Genomic DNA, 22,978 nt, shown 5'->3' with positions numbered 1-22,978 from the left:
TTATCCGCGATTCTCCGATGCCGGCCAAGAATTTTAAGGTTAACGCATATTAACCTTTTCGGTGCTCGTCCAGATACTTGGCCGATGCAGCATGAATATCGGGAGAGAGTGAAAGCTTCGGGGCCGGGGGCGCGGAAAACGCGCCCCCGGCCTCGCCCGGCCGAAGGGGAGGGGCAATCGGCCGGCTTAATTCAGCGGAGTTTCGCCTGATGTGACCCGCTGCTCATCGGCGGCAAAGAGGTGAACGGCATCGTGGATCGGAGCAATCCTCAGCACCTCGCCAGGGGCCGCCCTGATCCGCTCCCGAAAGACGCAGGTGAGTGTCTGCGTTCCCAGCCGGACGATCACCAGTGTTTCCGAACCCGTGGGCTCGACGACGACGGTCGTCACCTCGATGCCGTTGGGATCCAGCAGAATATGCTCGGGACGGATGCCATAGGTTACGGCATCATTCGGGCGGCGCTCGCTTGGAAGCAGCAGGCCATCGGCGGTTCGGAAACCGTCTTGCGTCATGTTGCCGTTGATGAAATTCATCGCGGGTGAGCCGATAAAACCGGCAACGAAAAGGTTGTTGGGGCGGTCGTACAATTCCAGCGGTGAGCCCGACTGTTCGATCACCCCGTCCTTCATCACGACGATCTTGTCGGCCATGGTCATGGCTTCGATCTGGTCGTGGGTGACGTAGATGGTGGTCGTCTGCAGCCGTTGATGCAGTTCCTTGATCTCGGAGCGCATCTGTACCCTGAGCTTGGCGTCGAGGTTCGACAGGGGCTCGTCGAAGAGGAATACGGCCGGGTCGCGCACGATCGCCCGGCCCATGGCGACGCGCTGCCTCTGGCCGCCCGACAGTTGTTTCGGATATCTTTCCAGAAGACTTTCCAGGCCGAGGATCTTGGCGGCATTGCCGACCCGCTGATCGATCTCCGTCTTCGGCATTCGTTTCAGCCGCAGCGAAAAACCCATATTCTTTGCAACGGTCATGTGCGGGTAGAGCGCGTAATTCTGAAACACCATGGCGATGTCCCGATCCTTGGGCGCAAGCTCGTTGACGATATGCCTGCCGATCTGGATCTGTCCCGAGGTGATGCCTTCCAGGCCGGCGATCATCCTGAGCAATGTGGATTTCCCACAGCCCGAGGGGCCGACCAGAACGACGAACTCGCCGTCGCCGATGTCGACCGATACGCCTTTGATGGCTTTGAAAGCGCCGTAATCCTTGCGCGCATTGTTGACCGAAACATGGGCCATAAGATTCCTCCTGAAATCGCTATCAAAGCCTGCTCAAGACATTTTTGAGATAATCGAGGCCGAGACGCTCGCCTTCCTTACGCGCCGACAGATCCTTGCCGGGCCAGCCATAGGCGGCGTCCTCGTGCTCGATCGACAGCGTGCCGTCGAAACCGGCCCCACGCGCCTGGCGGAGAAACCGCGGCCAGTCGATGAGGCCGAGCCCCGGCAGCTTGTATTGCCACCAGCCCTTGCCGTGATATCCCACAGCCTCTAGCACATCTTTATCGATCGCCGTATCCTTAGCGTGCAGGATGGCGATGCGATCCTTCACCGCTTCCATCGCCTGATAGGGATCGACGCCGATGCGGAGGAGATGCGAGGGATCGAATTCCAAGCCGAAGCGAGGATCCGTGATCCGTCGAAAAAGCTCCTGCCATCCTCTCGGCGTCGTACCGATGAAATTATCCCTAGGCCCCGGCCAGTTTTCGATCGCGAAGGTCAGGCCGGAGGATTGCGTCTCTGCGATCAGCTTGATTGCGAATTCGGCGAAGTCGTCATAATTGGCGTCTTCGCTGGCGCTGTCGTCGCGGCCGGGAAAAATCACGAAGATCGGAACGCCGGCCTCACCGATTGCCTTGGCAAAATCGGCGGTTTTCGTCCGAAGCTCGCGGCGTTTGTCGCGGTCGGCGTCGAGCTGATTGCCGAAATAGGTGATCGAGGAGACGGAAAGGCCGCGGCTGCGGGCAAGCGTGACGGCGGCCTCTACCCGATCTGGCGTTTTGATATGGCCGCCGACATCGATTTCGATGGCGTCGAACCCCGCCGATGCGGCGAAATCCACCACTTCTTCAAGCGGGCGATCATTGAATGTCGAGGTGTAAAAGCCGATCTTCACCAAAATCCTCCCATCTTCACCAAATCCCTGGGGCCGTACCGGCCGTTTTCAGCTGTTCAGGCGATCCATGTTTTTGAGCGGCGACCGTGTGCGTTGAGCCGCGTCAGCCGATGCGAGCATCAGCGCTGCCGCCATCGGCATGGCCGCCGCCCCCATCGCCGAAGCGTCCTCGCCGAGCGAGGCGCGATGAAGCGAGGGCAGATTCATGTCCTCGGGGTCGAGATGCTCGTGCACATAACGCAGCAACTCGTCGACGATGCGGATCGGCAGCCTGCCGCCGACGAGGACGGCGTCGGGATCGACGATCATGCCGATATGCTTGACGGCGACGGCCAGGTGCGCGCTCATTTCCTTCAGCCACTGCGAAACCAGGCGCCTGCCATGCGCATCCAGGGTCAGGAGATCGTGCGGAACACTCACTTCGACGGCGTGCCGCGCAAGAAAATCGTAAAGGGAAAACAGCGAGAATATCTCGCCGAGAAGCTGGACCTTATGGCTCTTTTCGTCCCTGCCGTCGGCAATTGGAAGCCAGCCAATCTCGCCGCTGAGGCCCATGGCGCCGCGATGACCGTTACCGTCAAGCACAAGACCTCCGCCGGGGCAGGCATTGATGGCGATGTAAAAGAAGCTGCTGCTTTCGGCACCCAGTCCATAATCGAGTTCGGCAAGGGCTGCGGCATTGGCTTCATTTTCGATGAAGACAGGATGCTGTGTCAGGTTTTCCAGTGCCGCGCGCACATCGAATGCCGTCCATTCCTGATAGGCCTTGGGCTTGCCGAGGAGCGAAATTTCCCCAAGCCAATCCGGCATCGCCAGACCGATGCCGGCCAGGCGCGCGTCGTCGATCAGCCGGCTGCGCTGGAAATGCGATATCGCATCTGATGTCAGCTGCAGGAATTCCGCCGGCAGGATGAAGCGTTTTTCATGATGCACCCGGGCACGGACATTGCCGACGGCATCGACGGCCAGGACCGTCAGATGATCGCGATCGATATTGATGCCGATCGCAAAACAGGCATCCGGATTGATCTCCAGTTCGATCGCCGGCTGTCCTCTCAGCCCATGTCGCCGGCGGGCTTCCATGATCAGGCCCTCATCCAGCAGGCGATCGACGATGCGGGCGATTGCCGGTTTGGTAAAACCCGTCTGCCGAGCGATTTCTGCGCGTGAAATCGGTGCCTGGCGATGGATGCAGCGCAGGACGACGGCCCTGTTGTGCTCGCCTGCATCTTCGACATTGGCGCCGGTCAGATCCGGAGAAAGCCTGGCGCCGAGCGTCTGGTTCATGGGGTCAAATCCTTCCTCACGTATGGAGATTGACCGACCCTCATCCCTTCACCGCGCCGCTGGTCATTGCGCCGAGGATCAGCCTCTGGAGCGACAGGAAGGCGACGATCGCGGGAACGACCGAGATCAGGCAGGCGGCAGCGAGAAGCTGGATGGACGAGTCGGTCTGCATGCCACGGAAGTTAAAGATTCCGACGCCGATCGGCATCAGGTCATTTTTGGTGAGCAACAGGAAAGGCACCAGGAATTGCGACCAGCCGGCAATCACCGTGATGATGAAGACCGAGGCGATGCCCGGCGCCGACAAGGGCAGAACAATACGCCAGAAGACCGAAAACCTGTTGCAGCCGTCGATCATGGCGGCCTCGTCGAGGCTGCGCGGAATGCCGTCGACCGTGCTCTTCAACAGCCAGGTCGCCAGCGGAACGCCAAGGGCGATATAGACCATGACGACGGCAAAATGGGTGTCCAGCATTCCGAGGCGGTTCATGTAGCGATAGAGCGGCACCATGATGACAAGCGGCGAAATCATCTGGAACAGCAGCAGACCCATCATCGACAGGCCCTTGCCGCGGAATTGAAAGCGGGAAAAGGCGTAAGCCGCCGGCAATGCAACGATCAGCACGCCGAAGCCGCTCAAGGCCGCAAGCTTGAGACCATTCCAGAGATAGATAGGAAAATAGCTGTTGTTCAAAACGGTGATGAAATTGTCGATGGTGGGATTCTGAGGAATATAGCGCGCCGCGCCGCGATAGATTTCGCGCTTGTCACGCATCGCCATCGACAGGAGGTAGGTGAGGGGGCCGGCGAAGAAGATGAACATCACCAGCATGAAGAGATAGCTGAAGGCATCGCCGAGCCGCGTTCCGGTCCGTCCGCTCATTGCTCTTCCTCCTTCGGCAGGAATGACGCGTAGACGAAGGCAAGCCCGAGGCTGATGATCAGCATAAGCACCGAGAGCACGCTGCCGCCTGATAGATCGTAGTTTCTAAAGACGATGTTGAAAACGTAGAGCGAGATGACCTCGGTCGCGCGCCCCGGACCACCGCCGGTCAGCGTGATGATCGCATCGAAAGTATTCACCGTCTGGATGGTGATGAGGATCATATTGACGAGGATCGCCGCGCGCAGCTGCGGCAGGGTGACGAAGAAGAACTGCTGCGATGCGGTTGCGCCATCGACCTCGGCGGCTTCGTAGAGCGAGGGATCGATCGCCTTCAGCGCCGCATACATGACGACCATCGAAAAGGCCGTGCCGCGCCAGATGTTGGAGATCAGCGTCGACCACGGGGCGATTGCGGGATCGGAAAGCCAGGCGACGGTGGGCATGTGCATCAACCGCAAAATGCTGTTTAACGCACCGTAAGGCGCTTCGGAAAACAGCATCTGCCAGATGATGCCGCCGGCAATGCCGGGGACGACCCAGGCGATCAGCGCCGTCGTTCTGAGGATGGTGGTGCCGAACAGGCCGCGTTTTTCGCCGCGGATGACCACGACCGCAACGGCAATGCCCAGAATTTGCTGGCCAATGACGCTGCCGCCGACGAAAATCAGCGTTGCCCATAAAATGTCGGGCAGCTGCGGCGAGCTCAAGGCATTGACGATCGAGCCCAGCGTATATTGCTGATTGTCGCCGATCAGCGTCGCATTGGTGAAGGACAGCCGGAAAACGTCGATGACTGGATAGAGATAGAAAATGCCGATGACGATGATCACGGGCATGATCCAGGGCAGGGGCGCACCGGCGAAACGGCGCATGAACGTTCTGCTTTGAGGCGGGCTGTCAGCCTCGATTGCAATGGGGCTCATTGGCTTCTCTGTCCGGGTTTGGCACTGTCGTCGGCGCCTGCGGACAGGCGCCGTCGTTGTCTGAAGCGTTGGAGGTAGCTGGCATTAAGCACAACTGGCTGCCCCTCACCCTAACCCTCTCCCCGCTCACGGGGCGAGGGGACGTGCCAAACGCAGCGTCGAGGTTAACGAAGCCGGTGCGGCATATCCCTTCTCCCCGCAGGTGGGGAGAAGGTGGGCGGCAGCCGGATGAGGGGCCGGCCGGGCACCGCAGCATCAGAGGCGCTTGTAAGCCTCCATTGCCGCGTTGAATGCGGCATTCAAAGCGTCCTCCGGCTTTTTGGTGCCGGAGAGAACGTCGCCCATCATGATCTGGATCTGGTTGGAGATCTCGGGATAGATCGGCACACCGGGGCGTGCCTGTCCGTCGACCAGAGCCGCGGCGAAGGTCTTGTTGGCCTCGGTGGAAAACACCTCATATTTGTCGAAGAGCGATTTGCGGGTCGGCAGCTGCTGCTGCAGCGCGTTTGCCGGCCCCATATAGACCTCGCGTGCGAGGTTGGCGCACATCTCGACCTTGTCCTTGTCCTTGCTGAACGAGGCAATCGTCCAGCCGCCGGTGCCGGTCGAGCGCTGATCGGCACTGGGACCGGGGATTGGCGAGAATGTCCAGTTTTTGAACTCGGCCTCGTCGAGCGTGGTCTTCAACTGCGCATATTGCCAGTTGCCGCCGATGAAGAGCGCCGTCGTCGCCGCGGCGGCGGCCGCATTCATGTCGTCGTAATTGGCGATGGTGCTGACGCGGTTGGGTGCTGCGCCGGAATCGACGAGATCCTTGAAGTAATTCAGCGCCTTGAGGAATTTCTCCTTGTTCTCGCCTTCGCCGAAGATCGGCTTGCCGGAGTCGTCGACGAGCTTGCCGCCGAGCGCCCAATAATTTGCGAGCCAGTCGAACGTCGTTCCTTCCCAGCGCCCGCCGTTGAAGAGCACGCCTTCCATGCCTTCCTTGGTGGAGGCGAGCGCGGCCTTCTTCAGGTCGTCCCAGGTCTGCGGCGCATCCGCGACGATCGACTTGTTGCGATAGAGCACCCGAAGGTCCGTGTCCCACCACCATGCCCGGACCGTCTGGTCTTTGTCGGTGATGCCGCTACGGATGAAGGGGAAAAGGTCGTCCACTTCTTCCTTCGAGAAGTAGGGTGTGAAATCCGCAAGGACGTGATTGACCATGAACTGTGAAAGCACGAAGGAATCGACGGCGGCGCAATCTGGCGCATTGCCGGCCTTGGCCTGCTCCAGCATCTTGGCCTGTTCTGTGCCGATATCAGACGACATGAACTGCATCTGCAGTTTCCAGTCGGGATGCTTCTTGATGAAATCGACGAAGAGCTTCTGATAGCCCTCGGCGATCGCCGGATCCGCATTGTTCGGACTGTCGTTCGTCAGACGGACGACGAGAGATTTTGGCGCATCGGCAAGGCCGATCCTGTCCTTGGTAGCGAGTTCCTGGGCAAATGAAACGGATGCTGAAAATAACATTGTGCTCAGCGCGAATGCACTGACGGTGGCGCTCTTCATGATGGGTCTCCTCCCCATTTGAAACGAATACAGCCTGGCGGTCGGTTGACCTCTCCTCATTTCCGTGCTGCATTAATTAGATTAAGTTACTTTGATTTGATGTCAAGCCGGAGCTTTGGGAGGCCAGACCTTGGGAGGTTGAAATGCTGGCGACATTCAACAGCAGCTAGCGCGCACGCCGGTTTTCGGAAGGGATATGCGCCAATTAAAGTGCGTGCCTTCGGACACGCGACGCATCCATCCGCAATTTCCTGAAGAAGAGCACGAGGCGATCGCGGATGGCCGCGGTGGCAAGGTGCAGTTTTTATCCGGCTACGTGGTAGCCGGAAGCGAACTCATGGAGGATCAGATGCGCTTACTCATTCTCGGCACCGGCGGCATGGCCAACCAGCACGCCGCGAGATTCAAGGCGATCGAAGGCGTCAGCGTCGTGGGGGGCGTCGATGTCGTTGCGGAAAGGCTTACCGCCTTTTGCACCGAACATGGCATCGCCAATCAATTCGCTTCCCTCGAAGAGGCTCTCGCCTGGGGCGAATTTGATGCGGTCGCCAACGTCACGCCTGATAACATCCACCACCCGACGACGCTTCTGGCGATCGCCGCCGGCAAACACGTCTTCTGCGAAAAGCCGCTCGCCACCGATGCGGTCAAGGCGATGGAGATGACCGAGGCAATCGAGCGATCGGGCAAGGTCGGCATGGTCAATTTCACCTATCGCAACTCGCCGGCGCTGCAGAAAGGCCGGCAGATGGTGCTCGCCGGCGAAATCGGCGCGGTGCGCCACGTCGAGGCCTCTCACCTTCAAAGCTGGCTGGTCGGTCGACACTGGGGCGACTGGAAGAGCGAAAGCAAATGGCTGTGGCGGCTGAGCAAGAAACATGGATCGAACGGCGCACTCGGCGATATCGGCATCCACATCGTCGATTTCGCCTCTTACGGTTCTGGGCTCGACGTCACCCATGTCTTCGCGCGGCTGAAAACCTTCGACAAGGCGCCAGGCCACAAGATCGGCGAATATGATCTCGATGCCAACGACAGCTTCACGATGAATGTCGATTTCACCAATGGCGCGATCGGCACGATCCAGGCGACACGCACGGCAGCCGGGCAGATGGATCAGCTGCGCCTCAGGGTCTATGGCGAAACCGGCTCGATCGAGATGATCTACGATACAGGACAATCGACGCTACGCGCCTGTCTCGGCGAAGACGTGCACACCGCGACCTGGCGCGACGTGCCGTTCGATCCTGTCGAGACCAATTACCAGCGTTTCGTCCAGGCCGTGCGGGCCGGCAGGACGCAGGAACCGTCGTTCCGCCGCGCCGCCAGTATCCAGAAAGTCCTCGACAAGGCGCTGGCCTCCGATCTCAGCCATGCCGATGAAGCGCTCAAGTGATGCATGTGCGTAAATGGGCGTCAGGCGGAAGCCGGCGGCAGCAGCAAAGTGTTGAGGAAGGGCAGCAGGGCGGCTCCGAGTGCCACGCCGCCCCCGCTGAAGCTCGCCGGTTTCATCGGCGAAATCCATGGTGTCAGCAACGGCCTCGTCGAGGTGTCGCGCCGCTCGATGGAAAGTTGATGGATCAGGGCTTCGATCACGCGTTGTGGCAGATCGCTGCCGATCATGACGACGCTGGGCGCAAGGAAGCCGGCCATGGCGATGATCGGGTCGAGCAGATGGCCGGCGGCCTCGCGTATCCATTGCGACAGTGACGGCGAGGAAAATTCCTCCCCGTCCAGCAAGCGCGTGAATTCCTGGTTGCCGATCCTCGACCGTAGCGACTCGAAACCGACGACGGTGTTCAGCTGGACATTGTCCGGGCCGGTCAGCATTTCGCCGATGCTGCCCGCCCGGCCATGGACGCCGGAATAGGGAATGCCGCGAATGAGAAAACCAGCCTGAACGTCATCGTCGATGATGATCATCGCCAGCCCGCCCTCCCGCGTAGAGCTGCCGATCGTGCGCTCGGCGAGAAGGCTGGCGGTGCACTCGTTCTCGACATAGGGACGCGCGATCGACGATAGTGCGGCGATTTGATCGCTTTGCTCGTCCGTCCAGTCGTTGGCGGCGATGCCGAGGCCGAGGATCGGCAAGGCGGCGTGGCGATCGGCGATATCCTTGACGGCGGCGTGCACCGCGCCGGCCCTGTCTGCGGGGTCCAGGCTGAAATAGACCCGATCATGAGCCTGGCCGCTGAGATCGATGAGCACGATCTCGCCGCGCCGCTGGCGGAGTTTGACGCCGATCGAGAAGGCGCCTTCCGGACGCAAGGCGAACTCGGTGGCAGTCGCCCCGCCACCGAGGCCGTTGCGGCGATGGGAGGTGACAAGCTTCTGGTCGGCCAATCGGCGAAGAATATTGGTGATACCGGGGCCTGACAGGCCGCTATGCCGGCCAAGCTCCATCCGCGTCAACGGACCATGGCGGCGGATGGCTTCCAGGATGACGCGGATATTTCGATCGGCGATTTCACCGGACCTGAGACCAATTGTTTTGGCGCGCGGGGCGCCCATGTCCTGGGTTTGAAGCCGACGCGGCCCTGATCGAAGATACCGCATGATCGTCTTCCCTGGAGCATGATGCCGAATAGTGTGGGCGGTTTTCTCATGACATCATTCAGATTTTAGGCCGACCGGAGCTAAATCATCCTGTTCTAGAGCACCATTTCGATGGTGTACCACGCTTGCGGTCGATGCCCGTAACAGTTTTTCCCGGGGAAGCGCGTAACCAACTGATTCTATTGCTCCAGAAACCACCCTGTCTCAAAGCGCGACCCGGCAAAGTCGGAACTGGTTTGGCAAGCCGGCTCGAGCAACGGTCAGCATGTGGGGTACGGCCACGCCTGCCGGCTTTAACACAGCGATTATCGCCCGACAGCCCGGCCGAAGGCCATCTCGTGGAGCCATCCGACGTGGATTATCCGTTTAATAGAGCGACAAGCGATATCGGCATCTCGACCGCGAAAAAATTCATTGCCACACCGATAATCAGCGCCCACGCGACTATCAGGAAAATGAGCGCTACAATCCTGATTTCTACCGGTTGCATTGGTTGCACCATCCCCGCATATGCGTCCCCCCCGAGACAACAGCTCATTGTGCCTCGCGCAAATTCGCTATGCGCGAGGATGATGTGCGACCGAAGAGAGCGTGGACGCATGCAGCGCCGAAGTCTCGGCTCTCTCAAAACCGATGTCGCTTTGGCCGATCAGGTCGCTGGAAATAATCCTGTTGCTGCGTTCGAGATAATGACCATCCAGGAAGGAGCGATAGGCGTCTTCGATACCCTCCTTCAGACCGATCTTGGGGAACCAGCCGAGCGCGCGAAGCTTGTCGATGCTCAACAGTTTACGTGGCGTTCCATCTGGCTTGGTGAGGTCGTGCTTGATCTTGCCTTCGAAGCCAACGACCTCGGAGACGAGTTGTCCCAATTCGAGGATGGAAATGTCTTCGCCGGAACCGACATTCACATGAGTTTCGGCGGAATAGGTCTTCATGAGATGGAGGCAGGCGTCGGCACAATCGTCAACATGCAGGAATTCGCGCCGCGGCGTGCCAGTACCCCAGATGCAGATCTCTTGCTGCTGGTTGACCTTGACTTCATGCGCCTTGCGTATGAGCGCCGGCATGACGTGGCTTGACCCGAGGTCAAAATTGTCCTCGGGACCATAAAGATTGGTCGGCATGGCCGAGATGAAATCTCTACCGTGCTGTTTGCGATAGGCATGGCAGAGCTTTAATCCGGCAATTTTGGCGATCGCATACCATTCATTCGTGGGCTCAAGCGAACCAGTCAGAAGGGAGTCCTCAACGATCGGCTGGTCGGCGAATTTCGGATAGATGCAGGACGAGCCCAAAAACATCAGTTTTTCGACGTCAACTCTATGGGCTGCGTGGATGACGTTCGCTTGGAGAATCACGTTGTCATAAAGGAAGTCGGCCGGATAGGTCGCGTTCGCCAGAATGCCGCCGACCCTCGCCGCAGCCAGGAAGATGGCGTCGGGACGATTCTTACTCATCCATGCCTCCACCTGCTCCTGCCGTCTGAGGTCGACCTCGGCGCGGGTGGCCGTCAAAATCTCGCAGCCCTCGGAAGCGAGACGCCGCACGATCGCAGAGCCCACCATGCCGCGGTGGCCCGCGACATAGACCCTTTTTCCGGCAAGGCTGTAGATCACCTCAGGCATGAGCAAAGCCTTTGGTCGCGCCTACCGTCGGAACATTTCGTGCCATGACTTTCAGATCCTCGCGAACCATCTCCGCAACCAGCTGATCAAGGCTGGTCTCGTGTTTCCAGCCAAGCTTGGTGTGCGCCTTCGTCGGATCGCCGATCAAAAGATCAACTTCAGTCGGACGGAAGTAGGCTGGATCAATCTCCACCACACACTGACCGGATGTCTTATCGTATCCCTTTTCCTCAACCCCGTTCCCACGCCAATCAATTGGCATGCCCACCTTGGCAAAGGCCTTGTCGACAAAGGAACGAACCGAGTGCGTTTCTCCCGTCGCCAGGACATAGTCCTCCGGTTCGTCCTGTTGCAGCATCAGCCACATGCCGCGGACATATTCTCGTGCATGTCCCCAGTCGCGCTTGGCATCCAGATTGCCGAGATAGAGCCTTTCCTGCAGGCCAAGATGGATCGCCGCCGCCGCCCGGGTGATCTTGCGTGTCACGAATGTTTCGCCGCGGATCGGGCTTTCATGATTGAACAAAATGCCGTTCGAGGCGTGCATGCCATATGCCTCGCGATAATTGACCACAATCCAATAGGCGTAGAGCTTGGCCGCGGCGTAGGGTGATCGAGGGTAGAAAGGCGTCGTTTCGCTCTGCGGGACTTCCTGGACTTTGCCGTAGAGTTCTGAGGTGGAGGCTTGATAGAAGCGGGTCTTCTTGGTCAGCCCCAGGAGGCGAATTGCTTCAAGTAGCCGAAGGGTGCCGGTTCCATCCGCGTTGGCCGTGTATTCCGGCGTCTCGAAGGAGACTTGAACATGGCTCTGTGCGGCGAGATTATAGATCTCGTCCGGCTGCGTTTCCTGAACGACACGGATGAGATTCGTTGAATCGGTCATGTCCCCGAAATGCAGGATAAAGCGCGGATTCTCGATGTGGGGATCTTCGTAGAGATGCTCGATGCGACTGGTGTTGAAGGACGATGAGCGTCGCTTGAGGCCATGAACGATATAACCCTTCTCCAAGAGCATTTCGGCCAGATACGCGCCGTCCTGACCTGTTATACCGGTAATCAGCGCAACTTTTCGGTTCTCTCTCATTCTCGTATCCATGGATCCTCCAACTCGACTACCAATGCGTAAGCAACTTATGCTGTGTATTTCGTGAAATTTCAAAAAAGAGAATTTATTCTTTCGTGTGATGTATTCACACGTTGAGTTTGTAGTATTTCATCAAGGATTTTGAAAAAAGCTCCGAGTCGCTGAAATTATACAGCGCGTGCTTTTCGGGGTTTACCTTGTTGATCGCGACAATGATCTCCGAGTTCCGCGAGCTTTTCATTTGCTGCAGGCTGAACTCTACGGCGCGGCGGCTCGTCTTTCCCCATCCAACAATTGCCAGTGTTCTTTCCGCCAGGGCAGTCAATTGCACGGTATCCGACGAGGCGAGCACAGGCGCGCTGTCGAAGATGACGACCTGGCCGGCCGCGACCGCCATCTCGATGATTTCTGCGAGGCCGTTCGGACGGACGCGCCGCTGGAGAGTGAATTTTCCAGATGGAATGAAATCGATACCGCTTGGATGGTGGTAGACGATGTCGCGGAAATCGGCCTGACCATTGAGGAATTCGTTCAATCCGTGCATGAGCTCCGACCTGAAAAACGAATCGAGTTGTCCCCGCCGAAGGTCGCCATCGACCAGCAGCACCGGAATCGCGGCAGCGGCAAGCTCGATAGCCAGCGATCGCGCGACAAGCGACTTGCCGTCTCCGCTGTGAGCCGAGGTAACGACGATGCTGTTCGGCAACTTACCGCCATTGGACTGCTTGAGTGAAAGCACCACGGTACGGATTGCTTCGTCAAACATCGGGACCGGCATATGTGCGAACATCGTCTTCGAATGTTCCCTCCGCGCCAGACGCGGGATAAGTCCAGCCGGTGTCGTGCGCGCCATTCCAGCTATCTGGTCGAAACTCCGGACCGTCCGGTCCCACATTTCGATCACGAAAGCGGCCGTTATGGCGGCCGAGATTGCGGCCAGGAGGGCGCCCACCAGATAGGAAAGCCGCCCACGTCCCTGTGATGCAAGCGGTACTGTAGCTGGTGTTAAAACTTCCAACTCCGCCCCCGGCAGCATGGCCTTCGCGGCGAGGTCACGGCGCTGGTTCTCAAGCTTGTCGAGTGCCGTTTGTTCCTTTTCGGCGATTTTCTGCAGTCGCAACAATTCCGTCTGCACCAGCGCATCACGTATGCGTTTTTCATTGGCAACAACCAGCCTGGATTGTACTGCTTCAGCTTCATGATCAAGTGCGACGAGCTTGGTTCGCATTGTCTGGAGATATTGTTTGGTCGCAAGGTCGAGATCGGCACGGGATTCTTGGATCTCTCCACGTAGCTCCACCACGGCCTCGGCATTGCCGTCATATGTCTCGAGAAGACGGGCGAGATCCTGTTCCTGTCCGCGAAGATCGCGTTGCTTTACGGCAATGCTGTCGGGGACGACGATATTCTGCGCAGCGACCGAAGCGTTATCGGCTGTTTCCAGCGTTGAGATCACCGCCTCTACCTCAACCCGGCTTTCTTCGATTTTTCCTTCTCGGCCAGTGAGTTCCAGAAATGACTTGATCCGTTCCTCTTGAGCGTCCTCTTTCGAGACGACGTCCATCGATTCTTGATAGTCGCGGGCAGCGTCTCGAGACGTGTCAGTGCGAACCTGCTGTTCCGTGATGCGCTGTCGTATCCATTCTTGCGCTGTATCCAGGCGGCTGCGGATACTGTCCTTCCGCTCATCGAGATAAACGCTGATGACCCGATTCGGAACCGCGGCTGCGAGTTCAGGATCAGTCGAATTGAAGCTGATCTGGATAACGTCACTCTTATCTTCATGCCACACGCCGAGCGCTCTAAAATATTCCGGGATGATGGCGTTGATGTTGTCCCGTGAAGGCGAGGTGGGTTTTTTGGGGTCGAACAGGCCGCGCACCTTTGTCCGGATCCTTTCGATGAACGAGGTCTTCCGCAGCGCTGGATTGAATTCCTCCCGCACGTCAAGCTGCAGTTCGCGGACAACTCGCTCTGCGATACTTCTGGATAGAAGCCGCTCAGTCTCCGATTTCGCGTCTAGTAGATCACTGTGGCTGGCATCTTCCGTATCAAGCGATGTTGCCAGCGGCTGGTGGACAATCAACCTAGCCCAGCCCTGGTAGCTGGGCTTCAGCCCAAAGATCATAATCGCCGCGGGCGCCATGAGCAGCATGGTTATCGTGATGATCATGATCATTCTTCGGCGAACGAGACGGTAAATGGATGCCAGATCGAAGTTGTCCGCCTTGGTCTCCACCTGAAACCGCGGGTCATAGCGCATCGGCGAGATCGGAAGATTGCGGTCCGGCGGAAGAGTGGAAATCGTCATCGTGCGCCGACCATTGCTTGAGGTTTCGCGGAAACGGTTTCGTATAGTGTCCCGAGCGACCGCATATAGGCCTTCATGCTGAAATGGTTGAGGTAATGCGTGCGCCCCCGGACTGAGAGGCGGATGCAGATTTCTGGATCGGTCACCAGTTTCGCCAGCGCTGCAGCCAAGGCATTCGGATCTCCGACAGGCACGAAAATCCCGGTTTCACCGTCGGTAATGACTTCGTCATGCGCTCCGACACGCGTGGTGACGACCGCGAGCCCGTGGGACAGCCCTTCGAGCAGGGCCATTGCCAGACCTTCGGCGTGCGAAGGCAGAACCAGGATATCTGCACGCGCACACAGGGCCCGCGTCTCACCGGCGTCGAGCCACCCGGGCATCTCTACGAGATCGGAAAGCGCCAGGGCGTCAGCCTGACGGCGATAATCCTCGACAGGTCCGTCGCCTGCCAAGACAGCCCGCCACTGGAGTTCTTTCATGAGCGGGTGGCTCAGGGCCAGCAAAAGCTCCGTGACGCCCTTGCGTTCGCTCAACCGGCCGAGGAATACGATCAGCGGTGTCTGGCCGAGGCGAATATCGTGCGCCCCGGGATCGGGGACGCAATTATGGGCAACGACCGTACGACGTTCGTCGACGCCCAGAAGTGTGGTCAGCGTCATACGATCGCGCCGGCCGAGCGCCACGACGCAATCGGCATTCTGAAACATCCGACGGATGAGCCGTTGCTGGCGCGGCGAGCGTTGCTCAAAGTCGCTGGCATAGTCGTAGTCGTGCAGGTGCAATATGTGGCAGCACCCGAACAAACGGGCAGCCTCGGTCAGGATCAGTTTTCGCGACGTGCTGCCGCGGCCGGCGATATGGATATGGTGAATGCGGGCCGGCGCGACAATCCGGTCCTTTGCCATCGTCAGGATGGCGCCGAGCAGGCGTGCGGGTGACGTCACCTTGGACCATCGAGCCCCTCTGGTATCGGTGACGAAATGTTTGGTGCCGGTCTCGTTCGCGGTCTCTGTTATATAGCCGACCAGCCTGCCAATGCCGCCGCCGTTCTCGCAGCCGCCCGGAACATAGTGGCGGACGCTGGCCGCGCTCCGTAGTGCCATTCGACTTCTGTCCGTCACGGCCTCCATCAGCATGACCCGATCACCTCCCGATAAACGGCCGCGGCCTGGGCGCCGACCCGTTCAGGCGAATTCGGTCCTTTGGCCCATTCGAGCGCATTGGCCCCGAAATTGTTTCTCAGTTCGCCGTTGTCTGCCAATGTTCTGATTGCTGCCGCGAGCTCTTTGGCGTCTCCCGGAGGGACCACCATTCCCAACCCGTTGGGCTGAACGGTGTCCCGCAACTCGCCGACATCCGTGACGATGACCGGTTTGCCAAATGCGGCGGCAAGGTTGAGCACACCGCTTTGTGATGCTTCCGTATAGGGAAGAACGACGATGTCGGTGTCGAGGAAAAGCTGGGCGACTTCTGCATCCTCGATAAAACGATTGCGAATGTCGTAGCGGCCGGCATCCCCCATAAGCGACTGGAATATCGCCGGATTGTCGCCACGGCCTGCGACCGTGATTCGCAGGTTGGGAAGCGCGTCCTTGAGCATCGCCTCGGCCCGAACCAGATGTTCCAGGCCCTTGTAGGCGAAAATCCGTCCGAAGAGCAGGACGCGTATGGTCCCATCCGCTTCGCGCGGCGCCATCTTCTGTCGCCGGGCGAGTTCCGCATAGCGAAGGATGGAGGGATGCGACAGGACATGGACACAGTCCGGCGATTTTGAATATCGATCGAGGACCAGCCGCTTCAGTCCCTCGCCGTGGACGACAACATGTCCGGATTGTTTCACCATCAATTCGGGGGCCCAGTCGGGCAGCGTACGCGTATCGGAATCGCCGGGATGGATTTCCACGTCATGAACGGTCGTCACAAGCGGGATCGGGCGCCAGAACGGCACGGCAAGGTTCAGCCAAAGTGTGGAATTGCTGAGGAGATGAATGAGGTTTGGCTGTTCCTGCCGGATCAGACGCGTAAGCTGGTAGAGGAACCAGGGATTGGAGAGAGAGCGGTGTCTCGGCCAGTCCAGAAGGTGCAGATCGACAGCCGGATCGAAAGAAGAGGCGAGATGTGCATATCGTCGGCGCGGCACGGCAAGCACAACGTTCAGGTGTTGGGCAACGCCGCTGGCAAAGGAGATGGTATAGTCTTCCAGTTCGGAAACCAGTAGCAGCGCCTTCATTTCGCTGCCTCCGACAAGCCAACGTCCAGACCGAGCCGTGACAGGCCGCCCGCAGAGCGCAAACTATCGCGCGTCCGTCTGAGCAGGTTCGGTTCGCCGGCAAAGAAGAGGCCTTCGACGGCGAGCTTGAACCGGGTGCGTGCATCGGCTCCCTGCAGCTTTGCCAACGCGATGCGATAGGGATGGTGATCCGTCAGACGGAGTCTTGCCGGCAGTTGATGGGTTGAGAGAAACAGGTTCGTCGCTTCGACGGTACGCTGCCAGTGCGTCATCCGTCTCCTAAGCGTGGTGGCATCCTCGGTCGAGCGATACCAGTTGTTATTGTGGATGCGGTAGAATCCAAGCGGATCCGGCATGGCAATGACATCCCCCAGAAACGGATAGATCCCCACGAGCCAGGCATCGGCCGATATGCGGAATTGTTCGGGAATGCTGCCGGCAGCATTCCATGCGCTACGCCGTACCGCGACGGCTGACGTCATCGGAAAGGGCCACCAACCAGCCGATCTGGTGAGCAGCGGCGACAAAGCGCCCGAACACAGGGTTCGAGGGATCGGCTTGGAAGTCGGTGTGCCATCGACAAGCGTTGGCTGCAGTCGGTGATAGACGAGCGATGCTTGCGGGTTAGCGCGAAACGCTGCAGCCGTCGCCGACAGCTTGCTCGGCGCCCACCAGTCGTCAGCATCCAGAAAACAGAGGATCTCGCCCGTGCTTGATCTCACCGCGGTATTGATCGCAGCCGCCTGTCCTGCGTTCTCCTGAAAGATCACCTTTACTCGGCTGTCATACGCTTCCAGAACAGACCGCGACTGGTCGGTAGAGCCGTCATCGACGACGATTATCTCGACGTTGCGCGCGTCCTGGCTCAACACGCTGTCTATCGCCCGCCCAACGAAGCGAGCGTAGTTGTAATTATTGATGAGGACACTGAGGGCCGGCCGCTCCATGGCGCGCACTCAGGCGGGTTGCCGCGATGCGCTGCTGTGCAGCAGCGCAAAGTTGCTTGAGAGGTCGACCTTTGCGCAGCCATCGGGGCTTGGAGCCTCGGTGATGGTGATATTCACAATTCCTTGCCGGCCGAACAGCATCTCGCGCAAAGCCGATGAGATCGCCGCTGATAATGCCACGACGAGCAGAGCGCCGGTCGTGTTGCATAGAGAACTAGGATCATGACGCAGAAACATAGTAATCCTAACCTTCCAGGCTTCGACTGCAGAGATAGCCTCTGTCAGAATTGTTGCCTCATTGCAGTGGAACCGCGGCTTACCCACCACGCTTCACAATAGATTCATCGCCACGGTACCGGTGAACGGACAAGCGCAACATCTGCTCTTAAGGGCAATTCGCGGGCATGAAGACCCGCCTTTTGGGTAAATACCGGCTGAAAGCTTAGGCGCAACACCGTCTTTGGGTGGAGCGAAGGTGCATTAGGCGTAGTCCGCCCTTCACTAGAACAGGTTGACCGCGGATGTGGCCGGATGATTGCTTGAGAGCAGCGCAGCCACAAAGGCCGACACCTGTTTTTTTGATCTGCCGCGATCAACAGCCGCTTGTCTGTTCAAGTCAGTCGGGACGGATAATGAGAGTAGATAGCCTCAGAACTGCCAGCGGACCAACCATCAGTTGGCGGGCCATAGAATGCTGGGGCGCCGGCATATCCCTTTTTATTCAGGCAGGCGCTCTCCTGCCGCTTATGCTGGCAGATGCAGACGGAACACTCAGCGAATCTGCTAAATCTATCCTGCGTCTTCCTTGCTTTCCTGTTTATGCATTTACAATCGTGATCCTGCTACGCAATTTTCCGCAGTTTCTAACGGCGCTCAGACGAAATCTCATTCTTCCGCTGATGCTCGTCTTGCCGTTTTTGTCTACCCTGTGGTCAATATCACCGCCAACGAGCTTGAGGCGCGCAATCGGCCTTTTGTTTTGCATGCTTCTTTCCTACGTCCTGGCGATACGTTTCACGCCAAGGCAGCTGCTGTTCCTGCTATTTGTGACGCTCGGAGCCTGTATCGGCCTGAGTGTGGTTTTCTCCGTGGTGTCACCAAGTCTCGCCAGTATGCCGGACGGTGCGATGCGGGGCGTCTTCATTCACAAGAACGTGCTGGGCTGGTACGCGGCTCTGATGATCTTGGTGGCGACGGCGGTGCTGATCGACGGGACGCTCGGTCTGCGGCGAACCGCGTTCGTTTTGCTGGCTGCAGGTGTGATCTGCCTTGCAAGCTCCGGATCGATGACCGCGATCATTGCAACGTCAGTGGCGTATTGCCTGATCGGTTTTTATTCCCTCCTGCAAAGAAGCAGCGGCATTGGCCGCGTGGTCATCGTCCTGTTTTTCGTTCAGCTGTCTGTCGGCATTCTGATTTCGCTGCACGAATTCCTGGTTCCGGCCCTTGAGGCGCTCGGCAAGGATGCGACTTTGACGGGTCGGGTGCCATTGTGGGAGCTGGTTGACCGCGAAATATCCGATCGTTGGTTGCTTGGCTACGGCTACCAGGCTTTCTGGACAGTCGCGAACACTGAAGCGACGCACATCTGGTTAAAAATCGGATGGCCGGCACCCCACGCGCATAATGGATACCGCGATATCCTGTTGAGCTTTGGCATCGTGGGAATGATTCCGTTTGCTTTGATGCTTCCCTACGCAATTCGCCAGGGCGCGTTCCTTCACTGTCATGATCGGCAGTACGGGTGGCTCTGGCTCAATGTCCTTACGATCATGATTCCGGTGATGAACCTGACCGAAAGTATTTTTTTCGTTCAGAATGACGCCATCTTCATCCTGTTTACCACAGCCATCATCATGTTTTCGCTATACGCGCCCGTCGTTTCGACCAGCCGTTCGCCAGCTTGGCAGGCGCCCGCGCGTGGACTTATGAGCGGGTTGCAGACATCATGAGACGGCGTTTTAGACTGATTTCGAGCATCTTGCCTGTCATGCTCTTTCCGCAGCCCGGCAACGCGGCTTCAGTCGGGACAGAGATAGATGCGCCCGAGCGCCTGCAGATGCTCGTCAAGGAGGCGACTTGCGCGGAAGCGTCCGCGACTTTGTCAGCTAAGTTGAAGGGGACTTCTCTAAGCGGCGAATTGAGCAGCAGCACCGAGGGGCGGACGATATTTTACGTTTCTCCCGATGGCAAAGACACCTGGAGTGGCCTCCTTCCAACGGCAACTCAGCAGGGTGGCGACGGCCCTTTCGCCAGCATCGAAAGAGCCCGTGATGCTGCCCGTGAGAAAGGCGGCACCAACACCATCGCGCTGGGTAAAGGCGATTACTATCTTACTCGGCCGATCGTCTTTGACGCCCGCGATACCGGCTTGATCCTGACGGCAAGATGCAATGAAGCGCCGATTTTGCATGGGGGGCCGCGCGTGCGCGACTTCGCGCAGCAGGCCGATGGTCGCTGGACGGCGCCGCTGAAATTGCCGCCGGATGAAGGGGTCGGCGACCTTTTCGTCAATGGGATACGCCAAACCAGAGCTCGTTTCCCCAATGTCCCCGCTGATGGCGATCCACGCAAGGGATGGTTGTTTGCCGCAAAGTGCCTGCCTGCCGTCGACGCGTCGGAAGGAAACACGCGCTTTTGTTTCCACGCCGGCGATCTTCCGGCAGTGGGTGATACCAGTGGACTGGTCGTGGACATCGTCGGGGGGTATCAGCCCGGAAGCCAGTGGGGCAATGATACGCTCCCCGTTGTATCCATCGACGATGCCGGCCGGACTGTCCATACGCAAGGCACAGGCTATTTCTTTACCGCAGAAGGCAGCCGCTATTTCCTTGCCGGAGCAAAGGCCTTGCTCGATGCTCCCGGAGAGTGGTGGTACGACCTTGTCGCGGGCAAGCTTCATTATATCCCCGTCGATCAGTCGTTGCCCAATTCCGTCGTCGTTGCTGGCATTCTGCCGACATTCTTCAAGTTGGATGGGGCCAGCGGGATGGTCGTATCGGGGCTCGAGTTTAGAGATGGAGCTCCTGCAGGCAGCGGCAAGTTCTATACGGAAACCAGAGGATTTGGCGCCATACGGATCGAGCACGCCGATGGCGTCAAGATTGTCGGCAACAGCATCGAGAATGTCGGCGTCGGGATCCATGTGACGGAAAGCAAGGATGCGTTGATTGCCGGCAATGTAATTGCGGATGTGGCCGGCAACGGGGTCTATGTCGGCACAAATTATGGCACCTTCGGCAAGTCGAACGGCGCCAGGATCCTTTCAAACCATATCCATGACATCGGAAAGGTTTACATTGAAACCGCCGGAATATGGTTCCAGGCGGCTGACAATGTCAGGATCGCCGACAACCTCATCGAAAACACGGCGCAGTTCGGAATCGCCGGCGGTTCGCTGTGGGGTTCCAATGACGCCGTCTATAACGCTGTTATCGAGCACAATGTGATCCATAACGCCAATCAGCAGACGGCAGATGGCGGCGCCATCAAGATGATGGGCGAGCAGGCCGACCCTCTGAACAGCACCATCCGCTCCAATCTCGTGACCGGCACCGGTCATCTCATGAACAGGGCCGATGGGACGTTCTGGCCTCCGGGATATGAAAATACCGGCGAATGGCCGTCCCCTATCAGCTGGGCGATCTATACGGATGGGAAGGCGAGCGGGCTGCGCATCGAGGGAAATACGCTCTCGGGCAACGTCGCGGCGATCGGTATCAACGGCGGTTGGAGCAACCTGGTGGCGGGAAACGTCATCACGAACGGATCGGGCGCTGCTTTTCGCGTTGATGACGGTACCGGCAGGGGTTGGCGTCCGTCATGGGCACGCCCCAATCGCATTGAGGAGAACGTTGTATCGGTCGATAGTGACAGCGGCATTGTCGCGTATGTCAACGCTCCCGATCTTGGGCGTGGATTTGTGCAATTCGCGCGCAACCGCTACAGCGGCAATTTGAACAACAAGAGCTTCCGAATAGATCCGAGGATCATGCGTTCGGGAGAATTTGGCAGTCTAGGCGATCTTCAGAAGGCTGGGACGGACATCGGGAGCGTGGCCGCGCCGCCCGAGTAACAAAAGGCGCGCGCGCCGCGACGAGCGGTGTTCTGCGGCGATAATGTTTGCAGGGATGCCGATCCGCCGCCAGATCGCTTCGAAGATCTGCCGGTTCCTGTCAACCAGCGTCGGCATTTGCCCGGCATGTTCCATCCGCACCTCGAAGATGATGGCATCGCCGGCTCGTACGCGCAGGCTCTTCTCTAGCAAGGCCTTTACCAGATCCTCGCGATGAGATTTCGGTCGAACCTTCAATGTCGCCGGCAAATGTTCATTCTGATCCTGGCGATAGAACGCGATCCTCCCCGGCTTTGTTCGCTCGAGCGAATATCTTCTGCAGCTCTTCGGTCATCAAAAGGAGCAACATGGCAAGCCATGGGGTACATAGACTTACTTCGAACATCGTAAGTCATCCCGGCATAAGACGTAAATATGAAGTCTCTTCTACGTCCAATAGCTGGAGCGGCAAGTATGGAGGCAATCGACCTGCCGAGATATTCTGATGACAGTTTCAGTCGCGAAAGCGTGGGTCATGAGAAAACAAACAGTCGGCAGCAACCCAACTTCAGTTCTTCATCCAGGGGGCTCCTTGGGATGGACGAATGTCCTTGGTGTTCGCGTCTCGGCAGTCAATCTCAAAAGCGCGACTGGATTTATTCAAAAAGCGATTGAAGACGGCAGGAAGGAATATGTCTGCGTTCGCGACGCACACGGCATCGTCCGATGTCAGGATGATCCCGAGCTCCGTTCGATCCATAACCGGGCGTTCCTCGTCACCCCCGACGGCATGCCGCTTGTGTGGGCGCTGAGACATGCTGGTCATGCGGAAAGCGACAGGGTCTATGGACCGGATCTCATGCTATCCGTTTTCGATGCCGGCAGCGCCAAGGGCTTGCGCCATTTCCTTTATGGCGCAACGGCCGAAACGCTCGAACAACTGCAGGCGCGCCTTCTCGTAAAATTTCCGCAAGCGCGGATCGTCGGCTCCTATGCACCGCCTTTTCGCAAACTGTCGATGCGGGAGGAAACGGATATTGCCGACCGGCTCAACCAGTCGGGCGCCGATATCATCTGGGTCGGGCTGAGCAGCCCCAAGCAGGAACTCTGGATGGCGCGCATGCGCGATCGTCTCGAAGCATCGATGCTCATCGGTGTCGGAGCTGCGTTCGATTTCCACGCCGGCCTCAAGCGGCAGGCTCCGAGATTCATTCAAAGAAGCGGCTTTGAATGGGCGTTTCGTCTTCTGTGCGAGCCGCGGCGGCTGTGGCGGCGCTATGCGCTCGTCGTGCCGACCTTCATCTCACTGTCAGCATTCCAGAGACTGGGACTTCGGAAGTTTCCGATCGAAGACGCCATTTCTGAATCGGGCGCGTCGGGACAAATATAG

General features: G+C 58.4%; 19 protein-coding genes. 4 read left to right on the top strand and 15 right to left on the bottom strand.

The annotated features are described in order from the left end of the window. Nucleotides 1-186: 186 nt before the first annotated feature. The 6 genes from GR197_RS25730 to GR197_RS25705 all read right to left on the bottom strand — a co-directional run bounded on the left by GR197_RS25730 (nucleotide 187) and on the right by GR197_RS25705 (nucleotide 6,775). A complete protein-coding gene (locus GR197_RS25730) occupies nucleotides 187-1,248 on the bottom strand; it encodes an ABC transporter ATP-binding protein (RefSeq protein WP_164014712.1) in 1,062 nt (353 codons plus the stop codon). Nucleotides 1,249-1,270: 22 nt separating this feature from the next. Beyond that, a complete protein-coding gene (locus GR197_RS25725) occupies nucleotides 1,271-2,125 on the bottom strand; it encodes a TIM barrel protein (RefSeq protein WP_164014710.1) in 855 nt (284 codons plus the stop codon). A 48-nt stretch (nucleotides 2,126-2,173) separates the two neighbouring features. Next, on the bottom strand, nucleotides 2,174-3,412 hold the full coding sequence (locus GR197_RS25720) for an ROK family transcriptional regulator (RefSeq protein WP_164014708.1): 1,239 nt from the start codon (nucleotides 3,410-3,412) through the stop codon (nucleotides 2,174-2,176). 40 nt (nucleotides 3,413-3,452) lie between these two features. After that, nucleotides 3,453-4,295 (bottom strand): carbohydrate ABC transporter permease, encoded by an 843-nt coding sequence (locus GR197_RS25715; RefSeq protein ID WP_164014706.1) that lies wholly within the window; start codon nucleotides 4,293-4,295, stop codon nucleotides 3,453-3,455. Next, on the bottom strand, nucleotides 4,292-5,221 hold the full coding sequence (locus GR197_RS25710; RefSeq protein WP_164014704.1) for a carbohydrate ABC transporter permease: 930 nt from the start codon (nucleotides 5,219-5,221) through the stop codon (nucleotides 4,292-4,294). Before GR197_RS25710 ends, GR197_RS25715 begins: the two co-directional genes overlap by 4 nt. Nucleotides 5,222-5,476: 255 nt before the next feature. Further along, nucleotides 5,477-6,775 carry an extracellular solute-binding protein gene (locus GR197_RS25705; RefSeq protein WP_164014703.1) on the bottom strand — a complete coding sequence of 433 codons (1,299 nt, stop codon included), beginning with the start codon at nucleotides 6,773-6,775 and terminating at the stop codon, nucleotides 5,477-5,479. A 349-nt stretch (nucleotides 6,776-7,124) separates the two neighbouring features. Here GR197_RS25705 and GR197_RS25700 point away from each other — a divergent pair, with 349 nt between their 5' ends. After that, complete coding sequence (locus GR197_RS25700; RefSeq protein WP_164014701.1) at nucleotides 7,125-8,171, top strand: Gfo/Idh/MocA family protein; 1,047 nt, start codon at nucleotides 7,125-7,127, stop codon at nucleotides 8,169-8,171. Nucleotides 8,172-8,191: 20 nt separating this feature from the next. On the opposite strand, the gene GR197_RS25695 is transcribed toward GR197_RS25700, so the two are convergent. The 8 genes from GR197_RS25695 to GR197_RS25660 all read right to left on the bottom strand — a co-directional run bounded on the left by GR197_RS25695 (nucleotide 8,192) and on the right by GR197_RS25660 (nucleotide 17,771). Next, a complete protein-coding gene (locus GR197_RS25695) occupies nucleotides 8,192-9,331 on the bottom strand; it encodes an ROK family transcriptional regulator (RefSeq protein ID WP_164014699.1) in 1,140 nt (379 codons plus the stop codon). 557 nt (nucleotides 9,332-9,888) lie between these two features. Continuing rightward, entirely contained in the window at nucleotides 9,889-10,959 is a 1,071-nt protein-coding gene (gene fcl, locus GR197_RS25690; protein WP_164014697.1) for a GDP-L-fucose synthase, read from the bottom strand. Continuing rightward, nucleotides 10,952-12,055: a GDP-mannose 4,6-dehydratase gene (gene gmd / locus GR197_RS25685; protein ID WP_164014695.1), complete on the bottom strand. Its 1,104-nt coding sequence runs from the start codon at nucleotides 12,053-12,055 to the stop codon at nucleotides 10,952-10,954. The genes fcl and gmd overlap by 8 nt, the downstream gene beginning before the upstream one ends. 94 nt (nucleotides 12,056-12,149) lie before the next feature. Beyond that, nucleotides 12,150-14,354, bottom strand: a complete 2,205-nt coding sequence (locus tag GR197_RS25680; RefSeq protein WP_164014693.1) for a GumC family protein — start codon at nucleotides 14,352-14,354, stop codon at nucleotides 12,150-12,152. Next, entirely contained in the window at nucleotides 14,351-15,493 is a 1,143-nt protein-coding gene (locus GR197_RS25675; protein WP_164014691.1) for a glycosyltransferase family 4 protein, read from the bottom strand. Before GR197_RS25675 ends, GR197_RS25680 begins: the two co-directional genes overlap by 4 nt. After that, the gene (locus GR197_RS25670; RefSeq protein WP_164014689.1) at nucleotides 15,487-16,587 is read right to left on the bottom strand and encodes a glycosyltransferase family 4 protein; all 1,101 of its coding nucleotides are present in this window, start codon (nucleotides 16,585-16,587) and stop codon (nucleotides 15,487-15,489) included. The genes GR197_RS25675 and GR197_RS25670 overlap by 7 nt, the downstream gene beginning before the upstream one ends. Continuing rightward, a complete protein-coding gene (locus tag GR197_RS25665; protein WP_164014829.1) occupies nucleotides 16,584-17,534 on the bottom strand; it encodes a glycosyltransferase family 2 protein in 951 nt (316 codons plus the stop codon). Before GR197_RS25665 ends, GR197_RS25670 begins: the two co-directional genes overlap by 4 nt. A 9-nt stretch (nucleotides 17,535-17,543) precedes the next feature. After that, complete coding sequence (locus GR197_RS25660; RefSeq protein ID WP_164014686.1) at nucleotides 17,544-17,771, bottom strand: hypothetical protein; 228 nt, start codon at nucleotides 17,769-17,771, stop codon at nucleotides 17,544-17,546. Between the two features lie 395 nt (nucleotides 17,772-18,166). Here GR197_RS25660 and GR197_RS25655 point away from each other — a divergent pair, with 395 nt between their 5' ends. Both GR197_RS25655 and GR197_RS25650 read left to right on the top strand, forming a co-directional pair. Beyond that, nucleotides 18,167-19,486: an O-antigen ligase family protein gene (locus GR197_RS25655; protein ID WP_164014685.1), complete on the top strand. Its 1,320-nt coding sequence runs from the start codon at nucleotides 18,167-18,169 to the stop codon at nucleotides 19,484-19,486. Continuing rightward, nucleotides 19,483-21,609, top strand: a complete 2,127-nt coding sequence (locus GR197_RS25650) for a right-handed parallel beta-helix repeat-containing protein (RefSeq protein ID WP_164014683.1) — start codon at nucleotides 19,483-19,485, stop codon at nucleotides 21,607-21,609. Before GR197_RS25655 ends, GR197_RS25650 begins: the two co-directional genes overlap by 4 nt. On the opposite strand, the gene GR197_RS32115 is transcribed toward GR197_RS25650, so the two are convergent. Continuing rightward, entirely contained in the window at nucleotides 21,550-21,858 is a 309-nt protein-coding gene (locus GR197_RS32115) for a hypothetical protein (protein ID WP_204330391.1), read from the bottom strand. The genes GR197_RS25650 and GR197_RS32115 overlap by 60 nt on opposite strands. A 265-nt stretch (nucleotides 21,859-22,123) precedes the next feature. On the opposite strand from GR197_RS32115, the gene GR197_RS25645 reads away from it, so the two are divergent. Then, nucleotides 22,124-22,978, top strand: coding sequence for a WecB/TagA/CpsF family glycosyltransferase (locus tag GR197_RS25645; RefSeq protein ID WP_164014681.1), 855 nt, complete (start codon nucleotides 22,124-22,126; stop codon nucleotides 22,976-22,978).

This window comes from Rhizobium phaseoli (genome assembly GCF_010668805.1).
GTDB lineage: Bacteria > Pseudomonadota > Alphaproteobacteria > Rhizobiales > Rhizobiaceae > Rhizobium > Rhizobium phaseoli_A.
The sequence above is the reverse complement of the archived record's forward strand: the minus strand, read 5'-3'. Positions and strand labels throughout refer to the sequence as shown.